Source organism: Oleiphilus sp. HI0123, assembly GCF_001635315.1.
Map to the genome: position 1 here is coordinate 1 of NZ_LWGE01001760.1, position 655 is coordinate 655.

Here is a 655-nt window from a genome sequence, read left to right on the forward strand (position 1 = left end):
GCGATACTAAGGAAACGTACAAGACTATTAAACTCAATATACCTATTGCGAAGTTACTCAATATTGTTTTCCTTTATTCAAATTTTATACAGAACTTAAGCTACATATACTGCCGGTAGTCCACTGCTGATCGTAGATATTCAAAAAGGGATCCTAGGTTCGATTGATATAAAATTCTAAAGCTTTTTCTTCTACGAGATTTAAATGCACAAGTTTATTCGCTAGAACCTTCTCCCAACCTTTTTCATGATTTATATGATTCATAATGCGAGTGTTAGATTTAAACCAGCTGACGGACAGCCGATTCGACTCTAGCACGGATAAAAGTTCTACTTCGTCTCTTATTTCTCCAATTGTTGCCGCAAGTTCGATGTATGGTTCAGTCTTATTTGGCAAATAGAGAATAACAAACGAGCCAGCACGATTAACAAACAATACGAAATTATCTAAGGAAGCTGGATTTGAGCTTTTAATACTTAGACTACCGGCAGAACTAATCACTAGCGCTCTATAATAGTTTTGGGTAACAAGATAGGAATGTTTAAAGGATAATTGAATTTGGTTAGCAAACTTGAATTTCGTACTAAGCCAATGTTTAAAAGCTAACTTATCACTATCTTTAAAAGTGACTTGAGGAAATCCACAAGCGACAAAC

1 protein-coding gene is annotated in these 655 nt (G+C 35.1%); it reads right to left on the bottom strand.

Features of this window, described 5'->3' with window-relative positions; all coding sequences use genetic code 11:
- Positions 1 to 153: 153 nt before the first annotated feature.
- The coding region (locus A3761_RS28165) for a hypothetical protein (protein WP_197473218.1) at positions 154 to 655 on the bottom strand (502 nt) is incomplete at its 5' end.